Here is a 16,622-nt window from a genome sequence, read left to right as displayed (position 1 = left end):
GCGCGGGACACGACGCTATCGTCGTCCCCGCGCCCGCCGATTCGAGCCGCTGAGGACAGACGATGCGCGACTACCAGGACCTGACGACGAACTTCCTCATCCCGATGGTCATCGAGCAGACCAACCGCGGCGAGCGCTCGTTCGACATCTACTCGCGGCTGCTCAAGGAGCGCATCATCTTCCTGTCGGGCGCGTTCAACGACGACATGGCGGCGGTGATCTGCGCCCAGCTGCTGTTCCTCGAGGCCGAGAACCCGAAGCGCGAGATCGCGATCTACATCAATTCCCCGGGAGGCATCGTGACCTCCGGCATGGCGATCTACGACACCATGCAGTACATCCGCCCGCCGGTGGCGACGCTGTGCATGGGGCAGGCGGCCTCGATGGGCTCGCTCATCCTGACCGCGGGCGAGCCCGGCATGCGCGCCGCGCTTCCGAACGCCCGCATCCTCGTCCATCAGCCCTCCGGCGGCTTCCAGGGCCAGGCGTCCGACATCGAGCGGCACGCCGAGGACATCGTGAAAATCAAGCGTCGGCTGAACGAGATCTACGTCAAGCACTGCGGCCGGACCTATGAGGAGATCGAGCGCACGCTCGATCGCGACACGATGATGTCGGCCGAGACGGCGAAGGACTTCGGGCTGATCGACCAGGTGTTCGAGAAGCGCCCGACGGACGCCGACGCCGACAAGCCGGCGGCGTGACGAAAACGGCGCCGTTCGCGACGGAATCGCGCCGCAGGTCGGCGGACTGTTGCTGCACGCGCACATTCGCCTATCATCACCGGCGGCGTTGCGTCGCGGCGGCGCCGCGCCTACGTGACGGCGCCGATTGATTAAGGTCGGTCGGCATATGACGTGACGATGAAGGCCGCGGTGGATTCGCGCGGAGCTTCGACCCGAAAGGGGTGATTTGAATGAGCAAGGTCGGCGGCGGCGACGCCAAGAACACGCTTTACTGCTCCTTCTGCGGCAAGAGCCAGCATGAGGTGCGCAAGCTCATCGCCGGACCCACCGTCTTCATCTGTGACGAGTGCGTCGAGCTGTGCATGGACATCATCCGCGAGGAGAACAAATCCTCGCTGAAGACGACCAAGGACGGCATCCCCACGCCGAAGGAGATTCGCAAGGTCCTCGACGACTACGTCATCGGGCAGGATCACGCGAAGAAGGTGCTCTCGGTCGCGGTGCACAATCACTACAAGCGGCTGAGCCACGCCACGAAGCACAACGACGTCGAGCTCGCCAAGTCGAACATCCTGCTGATCGGCCCCACCGGCTGCGGCAAGACGCTGCTCGCGCAGACGCTCGCCCGCATCCTCGACGTGCCGTTCACCATGGCCGACGCGACGACGCTGACCGAGGCCGGCTATGTCGGCGAGGACGTCGAGAACATCATCCTCAAGCTGCTGCAGTCGGCCGACTACAATGTCGAGCGGGCGCAGCGCGGCATCGTCTACATCGACGAGATCGACAAGATCAGCCGCAAGTCGGACAACCCGTCCATCACCCGCGACGTCTCGGGCGAGGGCGTCCAGCAGGCGCTGCTCAAGATCATGGAGGGCACCGTCGCCTCGGTTCCCCCCCAGGGCGGCCGCAAGCACCCGCAGCAGGAGTTCCTGCAGGTCGACACGACGAACATCCTGTTCATCTGCGGCGGCGCTTTCGCAGGGCTGGACAAGATCATCTCGTCCAAGGGGCAGGGCACCTCGATCGGCTTCGGCGCCAAGGTGCGCGGCCCGGACGACCGCAAGACCGGCGAGATCTTCCGCCATGTCGAGCCCGAGGATCTGCTGAAGTTCGGCCTGATCCCGGAATTCGTCGGCCGTCTGCCGGTGCTCGCCACGCTCGAGGATCTCGACGAGGCGGCGCTCAAGACCATCCTGACCGAGCCCAAGAACGCGCTGGTCAAGCAGTATCAGCGGCTGTTCGAGATGGAGAACGTGGAGCTCTCCTTCAACGAGGAGGCGCTGACCGCGATCGCCAAGAAGGCGATCGAGCGCAAGACCGGCGCGCGCGGCCTGAGGTCGATCATGGAGCAGATCCTGCTCGACACGATGTTCGACCTGCCCGGCCTCGAAGGCGTCGAGCAGGTGGTGATCTCCGGCGACGTCGCCGACGGCAAGGGCCGCCCGCTCTACATCTACGCCGACCGGCAGGGCGAGACGGCGAACGCCAGCGCCTGATCGGCGCGCTTCCGGCCCGAGACTTCCGACGCCCGCGGCCTGGCCGCGGGCGTTTTTCGTCGGGCCAGAGGCGCGCCGCGGCCGATCTCTATGACGGCGCGCTGGCCGGCGTCGAGGGCGCCCCGGGCAAGCGGTGGGGCTCCGGTGGGGACCGTGGCGACGCCGATGGCGCTTCGCCGTCCTTGACACCCCCCAGGCGCGGGGCCACCTAATCGTCGACCCGCCGGGAGCTCTGAGTCTCAGCGCTTTCCGGCGATTTCCCACGGGCGGTCGTTCCGCGAGGCCTTTTCAGGCTCGCCCACAGAACCGCGCTGACTCCGAAGGCCGCCACGCCGTCCTCCCCGGCGCCGCGGGCCGGCGAAAGGACCCGAGCATGCCCAGTGAAAAAACGCGCGCGCCTTCCTCGAAGGGGGCCGCGGACGTCCATCCCGTCCTGCCGCTGCGCGACATCGTCGTCTTCCCGCACATGATCGTGCCGCTCTTCGTCGGCCGCGAGAAGTCGATCCGCGCGCTCGAGGAGGTGATGAAGGCCGACAAGCCGATCCTGCTCGCGACCCAGAAGAACGCGACCGACGACGAGCCCGCCGCCGACGCGATCTACGAGATCGGCACGCTCGCCTCCGTGCTCCAGCTGCTGAAGCTGCCCGACGGCACCGTCAAGGTGCTGGTCGAGGGACAGTCGCGCGGCCGCGTGCTCGGCTACACCGACCGCACGGACTATTTCGAGGCCCGGGTCGAGGCCGTCGAGGACGTGATCGAGAAGCCGGTCGACGTCGAGGCGCTCGCGCGCTCGGTCGTGTCCGATTTCGAGAACTACGTGAAGCTCAACAAGAAGGTCTCGCCCGAAGTCGTCTCCGCCGTCAGCCAGATCGACGACGCCTCGAAGCTCGCCGACACCGTCGCCTCGCATCTCGCGGTCAAGATCCCGGAGAAGCAGGGCGTGCTGGAGCTCGTCGACGTGTTCGCGCGGCTCGAGAAGGTGCTGTCGCTGATGGAGAGCGAGGTCTCGGTCCTTCAGGTCGAGAAGCGCATCCGCACGCGCGTCAAGCGCCAGATGGAGAAGACGCAGCGCGAGTACTACCTGAACGAGCAGATGAAGGCGATCCAGAAGGAGCTCGGCGACGATGACGGCCGGGACGATCTGGCCGAGCTCGAGGAGCGCATCGCCAAGACCAAGCTCTCCAAGGAGGCGCGCGAGAAGGCCGAGGCCGAGTTCAAGAAACTCCGCCAGATGAGCCCGATGTCGGCCGAAGCGACGGTGGTGCGGAACTACCTCGACTGGCTGCTGTCGATCCCGTGGGGCGTCAAGTCGAAGGTCAAGAAGGACCTGCCGGCCGCCGAGAAGATCCTCGAGTCCGACCACTTCGGGCTGGAGAAGGTCAAGGAGCGGATCATCGAGTATCTCGCGGTGCAGAGCCGCGCGAACAAGCTGACCGGGCCGATCCTGTGTCTCGTCGGGCCTCCCGGCGTGGGCAAGACCTCGCTCGCCAAGTCGATCGCGAAGGCCACGGGCCGCGAATATGTCCGCATGTCGCTCGGCGGCGTGCGCGACGAGGCGGAGATCCGCGGCCATCGCCGGACCTATATCGGCTCGATGCCCGGCAAGGTCATCCAGTCGATGAAGAAGGCGAAGAAGGCGAACCCGCTCTTCCTGCTGGACGAGATCGACAAGATGGGCATGGACTTCCGGGGCGACCCGGCGTCCGCGCTGCTGGAGGTGCTCGACCCCGAGCAGAACCACACCTTCAGCGACCATTACCTCGAGGTCGACTACGACCTGTCGAACGTGATGTTCGTGACGACGGCGAACACGCTGAACATCCCGCCGGCCCTGATGGACCGGATGGAGATCATCCGGATCGCCGGCTACACCGAGGAGGAGAAGCTCCAGATCGCGCGGCGTCATTTGATGCCCGAGATCCTGCGCAAGCACGGCCTCGACGCCAAGGAGTTCTCGGTCGACGACGCCGCGCTTCTGACCGTCATCCGCCGCTACACGCGGGAGGCGGGCGTGCGCAATCTCGAGCGTGAGCTCGCGAACCTCGCGCGCAAGGCCGTCAAGGAGCTGGTGCTCGCGAAGCGCAAGAAGACGGTGAAGGTCACGGAGGCGAAGCTCGCCGACTATCTCGGCGTGCCGCGCTACCGCTACGGCGAGGCCGAGAGCGAGGACCAGGTCGGCGTCGTCACGGGCCTCGCCTGGACCGAGGTCGGCGGCGAGCTGCTGACGATCGAAGGCGTCATGATGCCGGGCAAGGGCCGCATGACGGTGACGGGCAATTTGAAGGACGTGATGAAGGAGTCGATCTCCGCCGCCGCGTCCTATGTCCGGAGCCGCGCCATCGATTTCGGCGTCGAGCCGCCGCTGTTCGACCGGCGCGACATCCATGTCCACGTGCCGGAGGGGGCGACCCCGAAGGACGGGCCGTCGGCCGGCGTCGCGATGGCGACCGCGATCGTGTCGATCATGACCGGCATCCCCGTCCATAAGGACGTGGCGATGACGGGCGAGATCACGCTGCGCGGCCGGGTGCTGCCGATCGGCGGGCTGAAGGAGAAGCTGCTCGCCGCGCTGCGCGGCGGCATCAAGACGGTGCTGATCCCGGAGGAGAACGCCAAGGATCTGGCGGACATTCCGGACAGCGTGAAGAGCGCGATGGAGATCATCCCGGTGCGGGTGATCGACGAGGTGCTCAGCCGGGCGCTCGTCCGCCGTCCGGTGCCGATCGAGTGGGAGGAGGACGCCTCCCACCCGCCAGCCGCCGTCGCGGTCGACGAGGACGGCGCGGGAATGCGCGCGCACTGACGTCACCGGGCGCGCGACGCGTCGTCCGCCCGACGCCTCCAAACGACGCCCGCCGGTTCCCCGCGAATCGGCGGGCGTGGTCGTCTCTACCCCTGTCCCGAGCGGCGGGTTCGACCGATCGCGCCCTGTGCCGATGTGAGACATCGGCCGCGCCGCGGGCGCCGGCGCCGGTCCGGATCGTCCTGATCGGCCGACCGACGGCCGCGGAACGGGCGGAAACGGTCAAAACTGACGGAAAAACGCTCTTCCGTTCTTGCGCCTTCGCCGTTTTCGGGAAAGGGTGCGCCCCTCATTCGAGGGGCCCGCTTTCTCTTGGGCGAGTCTCGGCATGACTACGGAGGACGACATGAACAAATCCGATCTCATCACGGAAGTCGCGGAAACGTCGGGCCTGACCAAGCTCGACGCCGCCAAGGCCGTCGACGCCACCTTCGACGCCGTCATCTCGGCCCTCAAGAAGGGCGACGAGGTCCGTCTCGTCGGTTTCGGCACCTTTGCGGTCGTGGATCGCGCCGCGGGCGTCGGCCGCAACCTGCGCACCGGCGAGACCATCAAGATTCCGGCGTCCAAGACGCCCAAGTTCAAGGCCGGCCAGGCCCTGAAGGACGCCGTCAACGGCTGATCCGCGTCGCGGGAGGGCGCCGCTCCAAGACCGGAGCGCGTCCGAACGCCTCACGCGCGGCCGCCGCCGTCGGCGACACGGGCCGGCCTCCGCGTCAGCGGGCGTCGGTTCGGGCGGTTAGCTCAGCTGGTAGAGCATCTCGTTTACACCGAGAGGGTCGGCGGTTCGAGCCCGTCACCGCCCACCAGGCCGCCTGCGAAGCGGCGCGCCCCCGGGTCTCCCGGCTGCATTCATTTTTCAAAGGCCTCGGCTGCGCGGCGACGTCGCCCGCGGAACAAGTTTGCGCGCGCGCAAACGCGAACCCGGCGGCGCCAGGAACGCAAAGCCCCAGCGCAGTCCGTGTCGTCGTGAGCCCGCCACGCCGCCTCCCGCGTCGTCGGCGGGACCCGTCCGCGCGCGCGGCGCGGAGCTTAAGGCGGGATCGGAGTCCCTGTGGATCGCGGCGGCGCCTGCGCTTGACAGTGCAGGCGGGCTCCCGTACCAACCGCGCACTTCGACGGAGCGTTCGCCCCGTTTGGGGGTGTAGCTCAGTCGGTTAGAGCGCCGGCCTGTCACGCCGGAGGCCGCGGGTTCGAGTCCCGTCACTCCCGCCATCATTCTCTTGAGGTTGGACAGAACCTCAAGACGCCGGTTGATGCGTATCCCGGCCCGCGATTGCAGCTTTCCCGCAGACGTCGCCGTTCCGCGGCTTCCGACAAGACCTTCGTCGTCGGCGACCAGGCGACCTGGCGCGAGCACGTCAAGCCGGGCGCCCCGATCGCGCCGGAGCCGGTCGTGACGGACGTCTCCGCGACCGCCGCCCAGACGAACGCAGGCGGGCGCAGGGCGGATGGGAAGGCTCCTGCGTGCTTCGAGACGGCCCTTCGGGCCTCCTCAGCATGAGGGGGACTGAGGATGCCGTCGACGATGTCCGGCAGACGCCGGAGCCGAAACCTCCTCCTGCTGAGGACCATCGCGGGAAGCGATGCGTCTCGAAGCGCGCACGACGCAACTACGCGGCGCGCCGCAGAGATTTGTCCGCTCCGCCGGAGCCTCCGTCCCGTCAAGGGTCGCCCCGGCGGCGCGGCGATCGGTCTTGCGCGCGTCTACGGCCGCATGAAGGTCTGAGCCTCGTCGGGCGTCACCTTGCCGTCCTTGTTCGCGTCCACCGCGTCGAAGACGCGTTTGTGGACGGCCGTAACCTCCTCAAAGGACAGCGCCCGGTCGCCATCGGCGTCGGCGATGGCGAACATGATCTTCATCATATGGCCGCGCCCCCCCATCATTGGCGTCGCGCCCATCATTCCCCGACCCATCATGCCGCGGCCCATCATGCCCCGGCCCATCATTCCCGGCGGCGTCATGGGGGCTTGAGCGCATGGCGCGCTTTGATCCTGTCCCGCGGCGTCCCCGGGCCCGGGCCCGGCCGGTTGGGCGCTGGCCGCAGCCGTGACGCCGAAGGCGAGGATGGCGGCGAGCGCCGCCACGCGCGTCGGTGCGGTGAACTTCATGATGTCGCTCCCGAGCGCCAATGGACTCTGCGGCTCCACGGAAATGCGCTCAGCTCTTTCCGTCGCGTCGCGACCGCGGATCGCGGCCGAAGCGCAGTGTCCGCCGAAGGAGCGGCTTCGGGTTTGAGCCGGATCAAAGGGGGGCCGCCAGCGGCGTGCAGATGTCGATGCTGGGCGCCACGTCGCAGATGGGGCGAACCGGGAAATCGACCGGCTCTAAGCCCAGGGACCGTCATATGCCGCGGACGGCAGGAAGGTGGAGGCCGATTCAACCCGGTCGCTGGCGAGTGACCAAGGCTAACGTCAACTGAGGTGGTGCGAGCCGCCGGCGCGCCGCTGCCGGCGCTGGGGCGGCATGGGCCTCGGCCGCGAGATCGGCGGGCTCCCGGCGATGCGGTTGCGCGTTCAAGTCTTGGCGGGGATCCAGAGGAGCTGGCCGCGCCGCCATCGAAGGAACGGACCGATGCAGCCGCATGACGTCGCCAAGGAGGCGCATCTCATTCACCGGATCGGCTGGCTGCGGGCGGCCGTGCTCGGCGCCAATGACGGCATCGTTTCGACCGCGAGCCTGATCGTGGGCGTGGCGGCCGCGGCCGCCGGCCCGAAGGAGATCGCGATCGTCGGGTTCGCGGGGCTGGTGGCGGGCGCTATGTCGATGGCGGCGGGCGAATATGTCTCGGTCAGCTCGCAGTCCGACACCGAGACCGCCGATCTCGCCCGCGAGCGGCGCGAGCTGAAGGCCGATCCCGCGGGCGAATTGGCGGAGCTTGCGGCGATCTATGTCGAGCGCGGCCTGGATCCGGCCCTCGCGCGGCAGGTCGCCGAGCAACTGACCGCCAAGGACCCTCTCGCGGCGCATGCGCGCGACGAGCTCGGGCTCACCGACGCTCTTTCGGCGCGACCGTTTCAGGCGGCCTGGGCTTCGGCGGCGAGCTTCGCGACCGGCGCCGCGCTTCCTCTGGCGACGGCGCTCGCGGTGCCGGCGGGCGCCGTCGTGTGGATGACCTCGGCGGCGTCGCTGGCGTTTCTGGCGGCGCTCGGCGTGGCCGGGGCCAAAGCCGGCGGCGCGAGCCTGATCAAGGGCGCGGCCCGGGTGACGATCTGGGGCGCCGCCGCAATGGCGCTGACGGCGGCCGTCGGAGCGATGTTCGGCGCGAGAGTCTGAGCGCGCCTGGCGCGGGTTCAGCCAGCGGGCGTCGAACGCGTCCGACGGCGTGCTCGGGGACGCAGGGCAGGGCGCTTCTTTATATCGTCTTTATAAGTATTCGCTTCTCGCCCTCTCGAACCTTTACGCGGCTCCTGTCATCTCATCTTCCAGGATGGGCGGCGACACGCGTCGGCCCTTCGGCAAAGGCCGTTCAGCGCGAACTCGTCGTTCGCACGCGAACAAAAGACAAGAGGCGTCACATGCTGGAACCGCTCGTATTGCTTATCGGCGTCGGGTTCTTCGCCCTGTCGATTGGGTATTGCTTCATCTGCGAACGATTTTGAGGGCGCGACCATGACGTTCGACTATGCGCTCGCCGGCCTCGTGACCGTAGGGCTGAGCGTTTATCTGACATACGCCCTGCTGCGGCCCGAGCAGTTCTGACGGAAGATCCCAGATGACCATCAATGGCTGGATCCAGATCGCGATTTACTTCGCGATCCTCACGGCGCTCGTGCTGCCGCTCGGGCGCTACATGGCGAGGGTCTTCGAGGGCGAGCGGACCTTCCTCTCGCCCGTTCTCGGGCCGGTCGAAGCAGGGCTCTACAAGATCGCCGGCGTCAGCGAGAAAAAAGAGCAGACTTGGCTGACCTACACGGTCGCGATGCTTCTCTTCAATCTCTGCGGCTTCCTGCTGCTCTACGCCATCCTGCGATTTCAGGACAGTCTGCCCTGGAACCCCGCGGGCATGACGCCGATGTCGCCGGCGCTCGCCTTCAACACGGCGGTCAGCTTCGTCACCAACACCAATTGGCAGAACTACGGCGGCGAGAGCACGCTGAGCTATTTCAGCCAGATGGTCGGCCTGACCACCCAGAACTTCCTCTCGGCCGCGACCGGCGTCGCCCTGGTCCTGGCGCTGATCCGGGGCTTCGCCCGGCCGTCCATGCGCACCGTCGGCAATTTCTGGGTCGATCTGACCCGGACCACCCTCTACGTCCTGCTGCCGCTCTCGATCCTGCTCGCGCTCGCCCTGGTGTGGCAGGGCGTGCCGCAGAACATGGGACCTTACGTCGACGCGACGACGCTCGAGGGCGCGAGCCAGACGCTCAGCCAGGGGCCCGCGGCGTCGCAGATCGCGATCAAGCAGCTCGGCACCAATGGCGGCGGCTTCTGGAACGCAAACTCCGCGGTCCCTTACGAGAACCCGACGCCGCTCTCGAACCTTCTCGAGATGCTGTCGATCCTTCTGATTCCGGCGGCGCTGACGCTGACCTTCGGGCGGATGGTCCGGGACGAGCGCCAGGGCTGGGCGATCTACGCCGCGATGTCCGCGATCTTCCTGCTCGGCGTCGCGGTCTCCTACGGGGCGGAAGGCGCCGGCAACCCGCTGCTCCATGCCCTCGGCCTCGACGGCGGCTCGATGGAAGGCAAGGAGGTTCGCTTCGGGATCGCCAATTCCAGCCTCTGGTCTGTGGCGACCACGGCCGCCTCGAACGGCTCGGTCAACGCCATGCATGACAGCCTCACGCCGCTCGGCGGCATGGTTCCGCTGGTGCTGATGCAGCTCGGCGAGATCGTGTTCGGCGGCGCCGGCTCCGGGCTCTACGGCATGCTGCTCTACGTCGTCATCGCGGTGTTCGTCGCGGGGCTGATGGTCGGCCGCACGCCCGAATATCTCGGCAAGAAGATCGAGGCCCGCGAGGTCAAGTTCGCGCTGCTCGCGATCCTGGTCCTGCCGCTCGCCATCCTCGGCCTCATGGCGGTCGCCACCGTCGCGCCCTTCGGCCTGTCCTCGATCGCGAACGCCGGCCCGCACGGCTTTTCCGAGATCATGTACCTCTATTCGTCGAGCGTCGGGAACAACGGCTCGGCCTTCGGCGGCATGACCGGGAACACGCCCTGGTACAACGTCACCGGCGGCCTCGCGATGCTGATCGGGCGCTACTTCGTCATCATCCCCGCCATGGCGATCGCGGGCGCGCTGGCGGTCAAGAAGACCGTTCCCGCCTCCGCCGGCACCTTCCCCACGCATGGCGGACTGTTCGTCGGGCTGCTGGTCGGCGTGATCCTGATCGTCGGCGGCCTCACCTTCTTCCCCGCTCTCGCGCTCGGCCCCATCGTCGAGCATCTCGCCATGGCCGCGGGCCAGACCTTCTGACGACCCGGCCGGAGTCCAGACCCATGTCCAGATCCACCACCGCGAGCCTGTTCGCGCCCGAGATCGTCCGGCCGGCGATCGGCGCTTCCTTCCGGAAGCTCGATCCGCGGACGCTCGCGAAGAACCCCGTGATGTTCGTGGTCGAAATCGTCGCGCTGCTCACGACCGTGATCTTCGCGCGCGACCTCGTGGTCGGGGGGCACTCCCTCGGCTTCTCCTTCCAGATCATCCTGTGGCTGTGGTTCACGCTGCTGTTCGCCAATTTCGCCGAGGCCGTCGCGGAAGGGCGCGGCAAGGCGCAGGCCGACTCGCTGCGAAGGACCCGGTCGGAGATCGAAGCCAAGCGGCTCTCCGGCGACGGGACGAGCTACAACAGCGTGCCGGGAGCCAGCCTCAAGGTCGGCGACGTCGTTCTCGTCGAAGCGGGCGACGTCATCCCGTCCGACGGCGAGGTGATCGAGGGCATGGCCTCGGTCAACGAGGCCGCCATCACCGGCGAATCCGCGCCCGTCATCCGCGAGAGCGGCGGCGACCGTTCGGCCGTCACCGGCGGCACGCAGGTGCTGTCGGACTGGATCAAGGTGCGCATCACGGCCGCCGCCGGCTCGACCTTCCTCGACCGCATGATCTCGCTGGTCGAGGGCGCGGAGCGCCAGAAGACCCCGAACGAAATCGCGCTCACGATCCTGCTCGCGGGCATGACGCTGATCTTCGTGTTCGCGACCGCCTCGATCCCGAGCTTCGCCTCCTACGCCGGCGGCGAGATCGGCGTGATCGCGCTGGTCGCCCTGTTCGTCACGCTGATCCCGACCACGATCGGCGCCCTGCTGTCGGCGATCGGCATCGCGGGCATGGACCGGCTGGTGCGTTTCAACGTGCTCGCCATGTCCGGCCGTTCGGTCGAGGCCGCCGGAGACGTCGACACGCTGCTGCTCGACAAGACCGGCACCATCACCCTCGGCAACCGCCAGGCGGCCGAGATGATCCCGCTCTCGGGCGTCGCCGAGCGGGAGCTCGCCGACGCCGCCCAGATCGCCTCGCTCGCGGACGAGACGCCGGAGGGCCGCTCGATCGTGGTCCTGGCCAAGGAGAAGTATGGCATCCGGGAGCGCGACATGGCGGCCCTCAAGGCGACCTTCGTGCCGTTCACCGCCCAGACCCGCATGAGCGGCGTCGACATGGAGGGGTCGTCGGTTCGCAAGGGCGCGGTCGACTCGATGCTGGCTTTTGTCGGGGCCGGGTCCGCGAACGCCGCCGCCGGGACGGAGATCCGCGCGATCGCCGAGCGGGTCGGCAAGGCCGGCGGCACGCCGCTCGCCGTCGCCCGCGACGGCCGCCTGCTCGGCGTGGTCCACCTCAAGGACATCGTCAAAGGCGGCATTCGCGAGCGCTTCGCGGAGCTGCGCCGCATGGGCATCCGGACCGTCATGATCACGGGCGACAACCCGATGACGGCGGCCGCGATCGCAGCCGAAGCCGGCGTCGACGATTTCCTCGCCGAAGCCACGCCCGAGGACAAGCTCAAGCTGATCCGCGACGAGCAGGCCAAGGGCAAGCTGGTCGCGATGTGCGGCGACGGCACCAACGACGCGCCGGCCCTCGCCCAGGCCGACGTCGGCGTCGCCATGAACACCGGCACGGTGGCGGCCCGCGAGGCCGGCAACATGGTGGACCTCGACTCCGACCCCACGAAGCTCATCGAGATCGTCGAGATCGGCAAGCAGCTGCTGATGACCCGCGGATCGCTCACGACCTTCTCGATCGCGAACGACGTCGCCAAATATTTCGCGATCATCCCGGCGATGTTCGCGGCGATCTATCCCCAGCTCGGCGCGCTCAACGTCATGGGGCTGAGCACGCCGCAAAGCGCGATCCTGTCGGCCATCATCTTCAACGCCTTGATCATCGTGGCGCTGATCCCGCTCGCGCTGAAAGGCGTGAAGTACCGCGCGATCGGCGCCGGCGCCCTGCTGCGGCGGAACCTGCTGGTCTACGGCCTCGGCGGGATGATCATCCCCTTCATCGGCATCAAGGCGGTCGACGTCGTCATCACCGCCATCGGCCTCGCTTAAAGGAGCGCGCCATGTTGCAGCATATCCGCCCAGCCCTGGTCCTCCTCGCCGCCTTCACCCTTCTCACGGGCGTCGCCTATCCCTTGGCGATGACCGGCGTCGCGCAGATCGTCTTCCCCGTTCAGGCGAACGGGAGCCTCGTCCTGCGCGACGGCAAGGTGATTGGGTCGTCGGTGATGGGACAGGCCTTCGCCAGCGAGCGCTATTTCCAGAGCCGCCCGTCGGCGACGCTTGCGCCGGACCCGAACGACTCCTCGAAGACCGTCCCTGCACCCTACAACGCCGCGAATTCCGGCGGCTCCAATCTTGGCCCCACCAGCAAGGCGCTGATCGAGCGCGTGAAAGCCGACGTCGAGGCCCGCAAGGCGGAGAACCCGACCATGCCGGTCCCGGCCGATCTGGTCACGACATCGGGCTCGGGGCTCGATCCCGACCTGTCGCCGGCGGCGGCCCTGTTCCAGGTTCCGCGGGTGGCGGCGGCGCGCAAGCTGCCGGAGGATCAGGTCCGGAAGCTCGTCGAGGCGCAGATCGTCGACCGCACGCTCGGCGTCCTCGGGGAGCCGCGCGTCAATCTGCTCGCGCTCAACACGGCGCTCGACGGCGCGAGCGGGCGGTAGCGTCGCCGCCGACTTGCCTTTGACCCCATGCAGGCCGTTCACTCGCGCATGCCCGACAACCGACGCGAAGGCGACAAGCGACCGTCTCCGGAAGCGCTCCTTCAGGCCGCGAAGCGCGAGCAGCCCGGGCACCTGAAGATCTTCCTGGGCGCCGCCCCCGGCGTGGGCAAGACCTACGAGATGCTGTCCGAAGCGCGGGCCGAGCGCGAGGCCGGCCGACGGGTCGTCGTCGGAATCGTCGAGACCCATGGCCGCAAGGAAACGGAGGCGCTCGCGCAGGGGTTCGAGGTCGTGCCCCGCAAGCAGGTCCCCTACAAGGGCCGAACCATTGAGGAGATGGACCTCGACGCCCTGATCGCCAGCCGACCCGAACTCGCGCTCGTCGACGAACTCGCGCACTCCAACGCGCCGGGCAGCCGCCATCCGAAGCGCTATCTCGACGTCGAGGAGCTGTTGAGCCTCGGCGTCGACGTCTGGACGACGATCAACATCCAGCACATCGAGAGCCTGAACGACATCGTCGCCCGGATCACGCGGGTGCGCGTGCAAGAGACCGTGCCGGATTCGATCATCGACCGCGCGGACGACGTCGAGGTCGTGGACATCACGGCGGACGACCTGATCCGCCGGCTAAAGGACGGCAAGATCTATCTGCCCGAGACGGCCGAGCGCGCGACCGCGAACTATTTCTCCTCCGGTAATCTGACGGCGCTGCGCGAGCTTGCGCTGCGCCGGACCGCCCAGCGCGTCGACGCCCAGCTCCTCAGTCATATGCAGGCGAACGCCATCGCCGGCCCGTGGGCCGCCGGCGAACGCGTGATGGTGTGTCTGGGCGAGCGCGCGCAGGTCGCCGGACTGGTGCGCTCGGCGAAGCGCGCCGCGGACCGGCTGCACGCTCCGTGGATCGCGCTCCATCTCGAGACGCCGCGCACGAGCCAGGCCTCGGAGGAGGCGCGCGACCGCGTCGCCGAAGCGCTGCGGCTCGCCGAGCGGCTGGGCGGCGAGCCCGTGACCCTGCCGAGCGACGGGCGGCGGCTCGCGGACGACATTCTCGACCTCGCCCGCGAGCGCAACGTCACCCACATCGTCGTCGGAAAGACCCGACGCTCGCGCTGGTTCGAGATCTGGAACGGATCGGTCGTCCGGGACCTGATTGCGCACGCCGGCGCCATCGACGTCCATGTCCTGTCCGAAGAGGGGCCCTCGGCCTCGTCCACGAAATCCGCGCCTGCGCCGCGGGCGACGGTCGCGCCCGCGTCGATCCTCGTCGCGCTGACGGCCGTGGCCGCCGCGCTCGGCGTGGGCAAGCTGCTTCAGCCCGTGATCGGGATCGAGGCGATCGACCTCGTGTTCCTGACGGCCGTCGTCGGCGTCGCGATGCGCTACGGCCTGTGGCCGTCGCTCGCGGCGGTGCTGGCCGCCTCGCTCTGCTACAACTTCTTCTTCCTGCCGCCGACCTACACCTTCACGATCGCCGACCCGACCAACGTCGCGTCGCTCGCTTTCTTCGTCATCGTGACGCTGCTGGTCTCGAACCTCACCGCCCGGGTGCGGGCGCAGGCCGTGACCGCCCGCAACCGCGCGCGGACGACCGAGGCGCTCTACAGCTTCAGCCGCAAGCTCGCCGGCGTCGTCGTGCTCGACGACGTGCTGTGGGCGACGGCGTTCCAGATCGCCTCGATGCTCGACGTCCGGGTCGTGCTGCTGCTGCCCGCCGATCGCGGAACGAGGACGCTCGAGGTGCGGGCCGGCTATCCGCCGGAGGACAGGCTCGACGCAGCCGACCTCGCCGCCGCCAAATGGACCTATGAGAACGATCGTCCGGCGGGCCGCGGCGCCGACACGCTGCCGGGCGCCAAGCGGCTGTTCCTGCCGATCCGCACCGGCCGCGGCGCCGTCGGCGTGGTCGGACTGGACTGCGACCGGCCGGGTCCCCTGCTGACGCCCGAACAGCGTCGCCTCGTCGACGCGCTGACCGACCAGGCCGCCGTCGCAATCGAGCGCGTGAACCTCGTCGAAGACGTCGAAAGCGCGAAGCGCGCCGCCGAGACCGACCGCCTCCGTCAGGCGCTGCTGACGTCGATCTCGCATGATCTGCGGACGCCGCTCGCGTCCATCATGGGCGCGTCCACGACCCTTCGGGACTTCCGCTCGGCGCTCGACGAGCCGGCGCAGGCGGACCTCCTCGCCACGATCCAGGACGAATCCGAGCGGTTGAACCGCTTCATATCCAACCTGCTCGACATGACGAGGCTCGAATCGGGCGCGCTTACTCCGAATGTCGGCCCGCACGACGTCAGCGACATCGTGGGCGCGGTCCTGAAGCGGGCCGCGCGCGTGCTCGGGACGCGGCGGATCGAGGTGGCGCTCGCGCCAGACCTTCCCATGGTGAGCGTCGATCCCGTGCTGATGGACCAGGCGCTTTTCAATCTGCTCGACAACGCCGCCAAATACACGCCCGCGGACGCGACCGTCACGATCAAAGCGCGCGCGCGATCCGGCGAGGTTCTTGTGCAGGTGCTGGACAATGGGTCCGGGCTGCCCGCCGAGGAGCTGGAGCGCGTCTTCGACAAGTTCTTCCGGGTGACGAAGGCCGACCGGGTGCTCGCCGGGACAGGCCTCGGCCTCGCGATCGCCCGAGGGTTCGTCGAGGCGATGGGCGGCAGGCTGACCGCCGCCAACAGGCAGGACCGGAGCGGCGCGGTCTTCACGATCACGCTCGTCGCCGCCCCGCCGCGAAAGGACGACACGCCATGAGCGCGCCGGTCCGCATCTTGGTCGTGGACGACGAGCCTCCGATCCGCAAGCTTCTCCGGGCGGCGTTCGGGAGCCAGGGCTATGACGTGATCGAGGCCGCGACCGGCGCCGAAGCGCGGAGGCGGCTCGCCGAAAAGCCCGCGCCCGACCTCGTGATCCTCGACCTCGGCCTGCCCGACGTGCAGGGACACGAGCTGTTGCGCGAGTGGCGGGAGGCTGGGGATTCGACCCCCGTGATCGTGCTCTCGAGCCGCACGGACGAAGCCGGGATCGTGGCGGCCCTGGAGCTCGGCGCCGACGACTACGTGACGAAGCCGTTCAGCGCGGCGGAGCTGCTCGCGCGCATCAAGGTCGCGCTGCGCCACCGGCTTCAGGCTCAGGGCGAGCGCCCGGTCTTCCTGCTGGGCGACCTCTCGGTCGACCTCGTCAACCGGATCATCCGGCTGAAGGGCGAAGAGGTGAAGCTGACGCCGCGCGAATACGACATCCTGCGCGTGATGATCCAATATGCCGGACGCGCGCTGACCCACAGCTTCCTCATCCGCCAGGTGTGGGGCTCCGAGGTCGACGTGCAGAACCTCAGGGTCCACATTCGGCAGCTGCGCCAGAAGATCGAGACCGATCCCGACCAGCCGCGCTTCGTGCTGACCGAGACCGGCGTCGGCTACCGCCTCAAGGCGCCCGAGCGCTGAACCCTGGAGAGCGCGCGACGCGGCCTTCGCCGCTCGGTCCGCCCCGCGCAGGCCTCGCGAAGACGAGGGGCGAGGC

At 68.4% G+C, this 16,622-nt stretch carries 12 protein-coding genes and 2 tRNA genes; 13 read left to right on the top strand and 1 reads right to left on the bottom strand.

What is annotated here, in order from left to right; translation table 11 throughout:
* Window positions 1–62: 62 nt before the first annotated feature.
* From ACO2RJ_RS06705 to ACO2RJ_RS06680, 6 genes are all read left to right on the top strand, one after another.
* On the top strand, window positions 63–704 hold the full coding sequence (locus ACO2RJ_RS06705; protein WP_423267211.1) for an ATP-dependent Clp protease proteolytic subunit: 642 nt from the start codon (window positions 63–65) through the stop codon (window positions 702–704).
* Window positions 705–916: 212 nt separating this feature from the next.
* Window positions 917–2,185, top strand: coding sequence for an ATP-dependent Clp protease ATP-binding subunit ClpX (gene clpX, locus ACO2RJ_RS06700; protein ID WP_423267210.1), 1,269 nt, complete (start codon window positions 917–919; stop codon window positions 2,183–2,185).
* 373 nt (window positions 2,186–2,558) lie between these two features.
* Window positions 2,559–4,988 (top strand): endopeptidase La, encoded by a 2,430-nt coding sequence (gene lon, locus ACO2RJ_RS06695; RefSeq protein ID WP_423267209.1) that lies wholly within the window; start codon window positions 2,559–2,561, stop codon window positions 4,986–4,988.
* Window positions 4,989–5,334: 346 nt separating this feature from the next.
* Complete coding sequence (locus ACO2RJ_RS06690) at window positions 5,335–5,610, top strand: HU family DNA-binding protein (protein ID WP_423267208.1); 276 nt, start codon at window positions 5,335–5,337, stop codon at window positions 5,608–5,610.
* Window positions 5,611–5,721: 111 nt separating this feature from the next.
* A tRNA-Val gene (locus ACO2RJ_RS06685) sits at window positions 5,722–5,797 on the top strand.
* Window positions 5,798–6,126: 329 nt separating this feature from the next.
* Window positions 6,127–6,203: transfer RNA gene (locus tag ACO2RJ_RS06680), tRNA-Asp, on the top strand.
* Window positions 6,204–6,695: 492 nt separating this feature from the next.
* Here ACO2RJ_RS06680 and ACO2RJ_RS06675 read toward each other — a convergent pair.
* Window positions 6,696–7,100 (bottom strand): EF-hand domain-containing protein, encoded by a 405-nt coding sequence (locus tag ACO2RJ_RS06675; RefSeq protein ID WP_423267207.1) that lies wholly within the window; start codon window positions 7,098–7,100, stop codon window positions 6,696–6,698.
* A 463-nt stretch (window positions 7,101–7,563) separates the two neighbouring features.
* Between ACO2RJ_RS06675 and ACO2RJ_RS06670 the strand changes: the two genes are divergently transcribed.
* The 7 genes from ACO2RJ_RS06670 to ACO2RJ_RS06640 all read left to right on the top strand — a co-directional run bounded on the left by ACO2RJ_RS06670 (window position 7,564) and on the right by ACO2RJ_RS06640 (window position 16,546).
* The gene (locus tag ACO2RJ_RS06670) at window positions 7,564–8,265 is read left to right on the top strand and encodes a VIT1/CCC1 transporter family protein (protein WP_423267206.1); all 702 of its coding nucleotides are present in this window, start codon (window positions 7,564–7,566) and stop codon (window positions 8,263–8,265) included.
* Window positions 8,266–8,601: 336 nt separating this feature from the next.
* Entirely contained in the window at window positions 8,602–8,691 is a 90-nt protein-coding gene (locus ACO2RJ_RS06665) for a K(+)-transporting ATPase subunit F (protein WP_423267205.1), read from the top strand.
* A 13-nt stretch (window positions 8,692–8,704) separates the two neighbouring features.
* On the top strand, window positions 8,705–10,408 hold the full coding sequence (kdpA, locus tag ACO2RJ_RS06660) for a potassium-transporting ATPase subunit KdpA (RefSeq protein ID WP_423267204.1): 1,704 nt from the start codon (window positions 8,705–8,707) through the stop codon (window positions 10,406–10,408).
* 23 nt (window positions 10,409–10,431) lie between these two features.
* A complete protein-coding gene (gene kdpB / locus ACO2RJ_RS06655; RefSeq protein WP_423267203.1) occupies window positions 10,432–12,480 on the top strand; it encodes a potassium-transporting ATPase subunit KdpB in 2,049 nt (682 codons plus the stop codon).
* An 11-nt stretch (window positions 12,481–12,491) separates the two neighbouring features.
* Window positions 12,492–13,097, top strand: a complete 606-nt coding sequence (locus ACO2RJ_RS06650) for a K(+)-transporting ATPase subunit C (RefSeq protein WP_423267202.1) — start codon at window positions 12,492–12,494, stop codon at window positions 13,095–13,097.
* 48 nt (window positions 13,098–13,145) lie between these two features.
* A complete protein-coding gene (locus tag ACO2RJ_RS06645) occupies window positions 13,146–15,854 on the top strand; it encodes a DUF4118 domain-containing protein (RefSeq protein WP_423267201.1) in 2,709 nt (902 codons plus the stop codon).
* Window positions 15,851–16,546, top strand: a complete 696-nt coding sequence (locus tag ACO2RJ_RS06640; RefSeq protein ID WP_423267200.1) for a response regulator transcription factor — start codon at window positions 15,851–15,853, stop codon at window positions 16,544–16,546. The genes ACO2RJ_RS06645 and ACO2RJ_RS06640 overlap by 4 nt, the downstream gene beginning before the upstream one ends.
* Window positions 16,547–16,622: the final 76 nt, after the last annotated feature.

This window comes from Hansschlegelia sp. KR7-227 (assembly GCF_049446035.1).
Taxonomy (GTDB): domain Bacteria; phylum Pseudomonadota; class Alphaproteobacteria; order Rhizobiales; family Methylopilaceae; genus Methylopila.
The sequence above is the reverse complement of the archived record's forward strand: the minus strand, read 5'-3'. Positions and strand labels throughout refer to the sequence as shown.

Excerpts from the sequence above, each read along its gene's own strand:
- ACO2RJ_RS06705 (WP_423267211.1), top strand. The coding sequence starts at position 63 with ATGCGCGACTACCAGGACCTGACGACGAACTTCCTCATCCCGATGGTC.
- clpX (WP_423267210.1), top strand. The coding sequence starts at position 917 with ATGAGCAAGGTCGGCGGCGGCGACGCCAAGAACACGCTTTACTGCTCC.
- lon (WP_423267209.1), top strand. The coding sequence starts at position 2,559 with ATGCCCAGTGAAAAAACGCGCGCGCCTTCCTCGAAGGGGGCCGCGGAC.
- ACO2RJ_RS06690 (WP_423267208.1), top strand. The coding sequence starts at position 5,335 with ATGAACAAATCCGATCTCATCACGGAAGTCGCGGAAACGTCGGGCCTG.
- ACO2RJ_RS06675 (WP_423267207.1), bottom strand. The coding sequence starts at position 7,100 with ATGAAGTTCACCGCACCGACGCGCGTGGCGGCGCTCGCCGCCATCCTC.
- ACO2RJ_RS06670 (WP_423267206.1), top strand. The coding sequence starts at position 7,564 with ATGCAGCCGCATGACGTCGCCAAGGAGGCGCATCTCATTCACCGGATC.
- ACO2RJ_RS06665 (WP_423267205.1), top strand. The coding sequence starts at position 8,602 with ATGACGTTCGACTATGCGCTCGCCGGCCTCGTGACCGTAGGGCTGAGC.
- kdpA (WP_423267204.1), top strand. The coding sequence starts at position 8,705 with ATGACCATCAATGGCTGGATCCAGATCGCGATTTACTTCGCGATCCTC.
- kdpB (WP_423267203.1), top strand. The coding sequence starts at position 10,432 with ATGTCCAGATCCACCACCGCGAGCCTGTTCGCGCCCGAGATCGTCCGG.
- ACO2RJ_RS06650 (WP_423267202.1), top strand. The coding sequence starts at position 12,492 with ATGTTGCAGCATATCCGCCCAGCCCTGGTCCTCCTCGCCGCCTTCACC.
- ACO2RJ_RS06645 (WP_423267201.1), top strand. The coding sequence starts at position 13,146 with ATGCCCGACAACCGACGCGAAGGCGACAAGCGACCGTCTCCGGAAGCG.
- ACO2RJ_RS06640 (WP_423267200.1), top strand. The coding sequence starts at position 15,851 with ATGAGCGCGCCGGTCCGCATCTTGGTCGTGGACGACGAGCCTCCGATC.